Raw genomic sequence first — 6,072 nt, 5'->3', positions numbered from 1 at the left:
CCAGCTCGCGCAGCAACGACAGGGCAATCAGCGTTCCCAAAGCCGAAGTGGCCCCAAAGCGCACCAGCGCGTAATAACCCTGAAATCCCAGAACCATTCCTGTAAAAAACGCCGCGACCACCATAAGAATCAGTGAACGCACACCAAAACCATAAATCTGCCGGAATAATTGCTGAAAGCTGAAATGCCGATTAAACACACTCAGCAGGCTCGATAACAGAAAACTACTGGCGACACCCAGGCCGGGAACGGTTTGCAAGGCGCGTCGGCCCAATTGCGGAATAAATTCGAGCATAGCCATGGGCTATAGCACCTCGCCAGCGGCATGACTGTCCCGCAACGCTGCGGCATAATCCTGGCGGGCCGGATAATGGAAAGGCACCGGCCCATCGGGCTGCCCCCCCAAAAATTGTCGAGCCAGGGCGGAATCACTGGCACGCAAGTCTGCCGGGCTGCCCTCAGCAATGATTTTGCCGCCCGCCAGAATAAAACCGTAATCGGCAATAGAAAAAGTTTCTTCCACATCATGGCTCACCAATACGCTGGTCGCCCCCAGGGCCGTATTCAGCCGTTTGATGAGTGAGGCGATAATTCCCACGCTGATGGGATCCAGCCCGGTAAAAGGTTCATCATAAAATATCAACATCGGATCCATGACGACCGCCCGGGCCAGGGCGATTCTGCGCCCCATTCCTCCCGAAAGCTCTGCCGGAAACAGACCCGCAGCGCCACGCAACCCCACCGCCTCCAGCTTCATCATGACCAACTTGCGCAGCAGGTTCTCCGGAAGGCGGAAATGCCGGCGCAGCGGAAAAGCCACGTTTTCAAAGGCACTCAAATCGGTAAACAAAGCACTGTGCTGAAATAACATCCCCATCTGCCGACGCAGACCATACATGGCATCCTCACTGAGCTTTTGCAGATCCTGCCCGGCAATACGAATCTGGCCGGACTGTGGACGCAAGGTTCCGGCCATCAGATTGAGCATGGTCGTCTTGCCCCCACCACTGGCCCCCATCAGCGCAACAATGGCACCCCGGGGAATATGCATGTCTACCCCCGCCAGCACCGGGTGCGAGCCACGGGCAAAGCGCACATTTTCCAGCTCTACAAGAGCCTCAGCAGCCATGAGCATCCCTGTTCCATTATCAGTCAGGGGTCAGAGTATAAACCGAACGGTCAACAGGGCACCAGAACAGCAGAATATCGGCCTGCGGGCAGATCTAAAAAAAGCTGAAAAATCCCTTGCATCCCATGCGGATAAGTGTATAGTTCGCATCCTGTTTCCACGGCACCGAAAGCAGTTACTAAGGGGGTCAGTCCTTAAGAGACTTGGAGCACGGCATGGCCACGTTCCAGCAAGGTAGGGCATAAAACCAAGTACTGTCTGGGGGTGCACGGGAGCTACTTCTTAACCTTTTTAACTTTGGTAAGGGGGGCACCTATGCGCTCGTTAGGACATCAAATCGTTGCAGACTTTTATCACTGTGACGGCAGTACCTTGTCTGATGTAGATTTTGTCACGGATGCCATGCTGGAGGCCGCTCGGCGTGCCAACTGCACCATTGTGACGCAAACCTTTCACCACTTTTCTCCTTACGGAGTCAGTGGTGCCGTTATCGTTGCGGAATCCCATCTGGCCATTCACACCTGGCCCGAATATGGTTATGCAGCGGTAGATGTATTCACCTGTGGCGATATCATTCAGCCGGAAGATGCCTTGAATTACCTCAAGGAAGCTTTTGGTGCCGGCCAGGTCTCCACCATGGAGATGAAACGCGGGCAAGTAGACATGATGGGCATTCCTGCCCATGAACTGCGCGTCAAGCCGGTTCTCTGCGCCTGAAAGTACCCGTCACCACAGCGGGCGGGCTCTGAATACCGGAGCCCGCCTTTTCTTTTATCTCATTCTTCCGCAAAATCCACGCGGGGACATACCATTCCGGTCACAATGAGAGGCAATCATGAGCACAGAACTTTGGTATACCGAACGCTATGAAGAACATGGCGCGAGCTTGAGCCTGAAAATCCGCGAAGTACTGCATCGCGAACAAAGTCCGTACCAGACCATTGAAATTTTTGAAACGGAACATTTTGGCACCCTCATGACTCTGGATGGTCTGGTGATGGTCACCGATCGTGACAATTATCTGTACCACGAAATGATGAGCCATCCTGCCCTGTTCACCCACCCCGCACCCAAACGGGTGCTGATTATTGGCGGCGGAGATTGTGGCACCCTCCGGGAAGTGCTGCGTCACCCGGAAGTGGAAGAAGCCACGCAGGTCGAACTGGATGAAAGAGTGACCCGGGTTGCCGAACGCTTTTTTCCCGAGCTGTGCGAAAAAAATCATGATCCCCGCGCCCACTTTCACTTTACAGATGGCATAGCCTGGATCAAGGAGGCCCCTGCCGGACGTTATGACGTCATCATTGTGGATTCCACGGACCCGGTAGGACCGGCTGCCGGCCTGTTTGCCACCGATTTTTATACCGCCTGTTACCACGCTCTGGCCGGGCAGGGCGTTCTGGTTGCCCAATCTGAATCCCCGCTACTGCATGCTGATCTCATTCGTCAGTGCCACAGCCGCATGACGGAGGCAGGCTTTGATGCGGTGAACAGCGTGTATTTTCCCCAGTTTTGCTACCCCTCCGGGTGGTGGAGCGGCACTTTGGGGCGCAAGGGTCTGAGCATGGACGCGTTTCGCGCTGAAGATGCCAAAGCCTTTACCGGCACCCACTACTACCACGCGGGTATGCAGCAGGCCGCTCAGGTAGCCCCGGCTTTCCTGCTCGGCTAAACCTGCTCGGAACTGAACCGCTTCATTGGGCAGACTGCCCCGGTCCGATATGGGTGTACCGGGGACAGTAATTCCAGAGATGCAAGGCTGGCGTATCATGTTCCCAGGCCAGACGGGAAATGCTCCCGGGGTCCAGATGCAAATGATCTCCAAAGCGGAGATCCAAACCCAGCCAGCGCGTCGCCAGGGCGCGCAAAATGTGCCCGTGGGCAAAGCAAAGAACATGCTTGTGCCCTTTTGTATCCCAGTCGTGAAGCAGCCGATCGCAGCGTTCCGTCACCTCTGCGGGGCTTTCTCCCTCCGGCCCGCCACAGCGGAATATGCTCCACTCTGGATTTTCCTTGTGAATTTCCTGGGTAGTCTTGCCCTCATAACGGCCATAGCGCCATTCCATCAAATCATCATGCAATTGCGGATGCGCAAAACCGGCAAGAATGGCCGTGTGATGGGCGCGAATCAGCGGGCTGGAATAAATCCCGTCAAAATGCCCCTGATTTTCAAACACAGCCCAGAGCGCCTCGGCATCTGCGCGTCCTGCGGAGGTCAGACCAATATCCGTGTCCGAAGTATGCTTACCCTGATCCGCCCATTCGGTCATACCATGCCGTACCAGGGTAATGGATTCAACTTGCATGATGGCTCTCCTGTTTTTTGCCAGATACCCTTCAAACTATAGACGCTCCGACAAGAGGCTTGCGCGAATGGTCGCGGGTCGTTATGGTTTAATCAGTTTATCTAATTTATCTGATCAAGGGGCGCATGATGAACAAGACAGCAATGGAACTGGTCAAGGAAGCCAAGGCAGAAATTCGGGAAATGGATTTACAGCAGGCCCATGGCAAACATCAGTCGGAAGAAGTGGTTATCATAGATGTTCGCGAAACCCATGAATTTTCTGGTGGCCATATTCCTGGTGCGCACCATATATCCCGGGGCATGCTCGAATTTAAGGCAGACTCCCATCCGGCCCTCAAGGACAAGGATCGGGAAATCCTGGTTTACTGCAAAACCGGGGGTCGTGCCGCACTGGCCGCCCAGCAATTAAAGAAAATGGGTTACACCAATGTTCATTCCATTCAAGGTGGCATGGACGCCTGGGATGACGCCGATCATCCGGTTCACAAGCCCTGAAAACATCAGGGCGAGGCTCGCCTGAAATCCAATTCAGCCGCAAGTGGATTGGGCGAGCTTCAATCGCTGACGTCATGGGTGCTTTGGCACCTTCACTGAGCGGCTGCCTGCTGCTAAAGGCTGCCAGCGCGGCGGGGACAGTCGTTTATTATAATCTCCCCCACCATCATTCTTCGCCTTCTTCTTCATCTGCCGTTCCATTTTCCTTGAAGGCTGATGGATCCAGATGATAGCGTCTTAACAAACGATAAAATTCGGTGCGGTTGCGCTGTGCCAACTGCGCCGCCTGACTCACATTTCCCCGCGTCATACGCATGATCTGAATCAGGTAATTCATTTCAAAACGCCCTTTGGCATCGGCCAGGGGCATGACTTCGCCCTCCTTGTCGCGCAGGGCGTGGCGAATCAGTGGCGCGCCAATACGTGGTGTGGTGGATAAAACCACCGCCTGCTCAATGACATTGGCCAACTGCCGGACGTTGCCTGGCCAGGGTGCCGCCACCAGGAGCTCCATCGCCTCCGGAGCAATACCGCGCACATCCTTGCGGTTTTTGGCGGCGGTATCGCGCAGAAAAAACTCCGCCAGCAAGGGAATATCTTCAGGGCGTTCGGCCAGCGCGGGCAACTCCAGTGTCACTACGCAAAGACGATAATACAAATCGTCCCGGAAACGCCGTTCAGCCATCTCTTTTTCCAGATCACGGTGACTGGCGGAGATGATGCGGACATCAACGGCGATGCTTTCTGTCGACCCCACCGGGCGAATCATGCGTTCCTGCAGAGCACGTAATAATTTGACCTGCAGGGAAAGCGGCATATCGCCAATTTCGTCCAAAAACAGGGTGCCCTTTTCCGCTGCCTGAAATAATCCCTGATGATTATTAGCCGCCCCGGTAAAAGCGCCTTTCTTGTGGCCAAAAAGTTCTGACTCCAGCAACTGCTCCGGAAATGCTGCACAATTCAGGGCAATAAAAGGCTGCGCACGGCGTGGACTGGCCTGATGAATGGCTTGAGCCAGCAACTCTTTGCCCGTACCGCTGGCACCGTGCACAAAAACACTGGCATCCGAAGCTGCCACCAGGCGCGCCTGATCCAGCACCCCCTGCATTTTAGGGCTACGGGTCAAAATTCTATCCCAACTGGTATCCTTGCCCTTTTTCCCGGCAGAAGGCGCTACTGCCGCAGTCAAACTGAAAGCCCGTTCAACCTGGGTCATCAGATCCTTACCATCAAAAGGCTTGGTCAAAAAGGCAAAAACCCCCTGGTTGGCAGCCAGCAAGGCGTCAGGTATGGAACCGTGGGCTGTCAAAATGATGACGGGCAAGGTGGGATACTCGCGACGAATGGCATCCAGCAAGGCCATGCCATCCATCTGGTCCATTTTAAGGTCGGTAATCACCAGCCCCGGATGCTCCATGGCCAGCAGCGCCAGAGCTTCATTGCCATTAGCCGCCGTACTGATGTTATATCCTGCCGTTTTCATGCGGAGCGACAGCAAGCGCAGCAAATCTGCGTCATCATCCACCAGCAGGATTTTACCTTTATCTGTCATGATTCAGTGTCCCTGCGGAAAGCGGGCGTTTTTCTCTATTTGTACCAATTCGTTCAGTTTACGACGTAATTCAGCTTCATGCTGCTGCGACTGAAGGAGACGGTTTTGTAAATCGTTCACCTTGTTTTCCAGCTTTTGGTATCCGGGGTCTCCCGCTCGGGCATCGGCCAACTGTTTAACCAGGACAGCCGCTTCGGCTTTTTCGGAAATGCAGGATGCAGTCACCGGGGTCACTTTTTCCAGTTCGGCTATTTGTGCCTTGAGGGTTGCCAGCTCACTGGTTTTAACAATCTGTTCTCCCGGTTTGAGCAGTACGGCATTAGACGGAAGCGCTGGGACTGGGGTGCTGGCGCATCCCGTCAGCATCAGCGGAATGATGAGTATGGGAAGCATCCTGCCCAGCAAGGGGTAAACGCACTCTAAACCAGGCACCTGGTGTTTTTTTATCCTGCAATTCAAGACTTCCCCCATAACTCAACACATATTCCCTGGCAATGGCCAACCCGAGACCACTACCTTCTATTTTTCCGGAATCCGAAGCTTCGCCGCGATACAAAATATCAAAAATCTTTTCCCGCTCATCGGGAT

9 protein-coding genes are annotated in these 6,072 nt (G+C 54.3%); 3 read left to right on the top strand and 6 right to left on the bottom strand.

What is annotated here, in order from left to right:
- A partial coding sequence (locus AC2VLY_RS09545) for an ABC transporter permease (RefSeq protein ID WP_486922165.1) occupies positions 1-301 on the bottom strand: 301 nt, incomplete at its 3' end.
- A 3-nt stretch (positions 302-304) separates the two neighbouring features.
- Positions 305-1,129 (bottom strand): ABC transporter ATP-binding protein, encoded by an 825-nt coding sequence (locus AC2VLY_RS09540; protein WP_193651214.1) that lies wholly within the window; start codon positions 1,127-1,129, stop codon positions 305-307.
- 315 nt (positions 1,130-1,444) lie between these two features.
- Between AC2VLY_RS09540 and speD the strand changes: the two genes are divergently transcribed.
- Both speD and speE read left to right on the top strand, forming a co-directional pair.
- Positions 1,445-1,846, top strand: a complete 402-nt coding sequence (speD, locus tag AC2VLY_RS09535) for an adenosylmethionine decarboxylase (RefSeq protein WP_010640598.1) — start codon at positions 1,445-1,447, stop codon at positions 1,844-1,846.
- Between the two features lie 118 nt (positions 1,847-1,964).
- Positions 1,965-2,801, top strand: coding sequence for a polyamine aminopropyltransferase (gene speE / locus AC2VLY_RS09530; RefSeq protein ID WP_227485417.1), 837 nt, complete (start codon positions 1,965-1,967; stop codon positions 2,799-2,801).
- Positions 2,802-2,823: 22 nt separating this feature from the next.
- On the opposite strand, the gene AC2VLY_RS09525 is transcribed toward speE, so the two are convergent.
- A complete protein-coding gene (locus tag AC2VLY_RS09525) occupies positions 2,824-3,435 on the bottom strand; it encodes a histidine phosphatase family protein (protein ID WP_193651213.1) in 612 nt (203 codons plus the stop codon).
- A 125-nt stretch (positions 3,436-3,560) separates the two neighbouring features.
- Between AC2VLY_RS09525 and AC2VLY_RS09520 the strand changes: the two genes are divergently transcribed.
- Positions 3,561-3,932: a rhodanese-like domain-containing protein gene (locus tag AC2VLY_RS09520; RefSeq protein ID WP_227485418.1), complete on the top strand. Its 372-nt coding sequence runs from the start codon at positions 3,561-3,563 to the stop codon at positions 3,930-3,932.
- Positions 3,933-4,098: 166 nt separating this feature from the next.
- On the opposite strand, the gene AC2VLY_RS09515 is transcribed toward AC2VLY_RS09520, so the two are convergent.
- The 3 genes from AC2VLY_RS09515 to AC2VLY_RS09505 all read right to left on the bottom strand — a co-directional run.
- On the bottom strand, positions 4,099-5,484 hold the full coding sequence (locus AC2VLY_RS09515; protein ID WP_193651212.1) for a sigma 54-interacting transcriptional regulator: 1,386 nt from the start codon (positions 5,482-5,484) through the stop codon (positions 4,099-4,101).
- Between the two features lie 3 nt (positions 5,485-5,487).
- On the bottom strand, positions 5,488-5,850 hold the full coding sequence (locus AC2VLY_RS09510; RefSeq protein ID WP_486892170.1) for a hypothetical protein: 363 nt from the start codon (positions 5,848-5,850) through the stop codon (positions 5,488-5,490).
- On the bottom strand, positions 5,804-6,072 hold a 269-nt coding region (locus AC2VLY_RS09505), incomplete at its 5' end, for an ATP-binding protein (RefSeq protein WP_486922164.1). The genes AC2VLY_RS09505 and AC2VLY_RS09510, both read right to left, overlap by 47 nt.

It is taken from the genome of Acidithiobacillus sp. TH-A36 (assembly GCF_057473445.1).
This window is presented reverse-complemented; position numbering and strand designations above follow the sequence as displayed.